General features: G+C 55.1%; 1 protein-coding gene. It reads left to right on the forward strand.

Going from position 1 to position 738, the window contains the following annotated elements; genetic code table 11:
* Positions 1 to 197: 197 nt before the first annotated feature.
* On the forward strand, positions 198 to 738 hold a 541-nt coding region (locus O7A70_RS33865; RefSeq protein WP_337144213.1), incomplete at its 3' end, for an SDR family NAD(P)-dependent oxidoreductase.

Consider the following 738-nt stretch of genomic DNA (forward strand, 5'->3'; position numbering starts at 1 on the left):
TTGGAAATAGATCCGCAAGCCGGCCGAGGCACCGCCTGAGGGACGCAACGCAGTTCCTGAGTTTCGATGCCGCATGACACGATGTTCCGCAATAGGAGACAGCGCTTCATGGGATTTGATCACGCTGTGTTGCCTGCTGAACGATAGGCGTCATTTGCACTAAAGCGAGAAATCATACTGGGAGCAGGTGATCGATTATGCCCGATACAACTCACATTCCTTCGATTGGTACTGTATACCAGGAGATCTTCGGGATCGACGGTAAGGTCGTCTGCATTTCAGGATCGAGCCGCGGTCTGGGGAAGTCACTCGCCACCTGCTTCGGGCGATTGGGGGCGAAGGTAGTCCTTTCATCGCATAACAGCGAAGAGCTGGCCGGAGCAGAGGCCGAACTTGCGGGGCAAGGAATCGAGGTGGCGGCTATCCGTTCTGATGTGCGGTCACACCAGGATTGCAAGGCACTGATCAGCGGCACGGTTGACCGGTTTGGGCAGATCGACGTGATGATATGCAACGCAGGCACCGACGTGATTAAGCCAGCACATTCATTCGAAGAGGCGGAATGGGACGAAATTGTCGACACCAATCTGCGTGGCTACTACTATTGTGCGAAGTTTTCCGCCCAAGCAATGTTCGATCGAGGCGGCGGCAGCATCATCATGACGTCTTCAGTCGCCAGTTCGCTCGGCATACCGGGCCTGACTGTCTATGCTGCGACTAAAGGAGGCGTCAATCAAC

The sequence above is a fragment of the Mesorhizobium sp. Cs1299R1N1 genome, assembly GCF_037179655.1.
GTDB lineage: Bacteria > Pseudomonadota > Alphaproteobacteria > Rhizobiales > Rhizobiaceae > Mesorhizobium > Mesorhizobium salmacidum.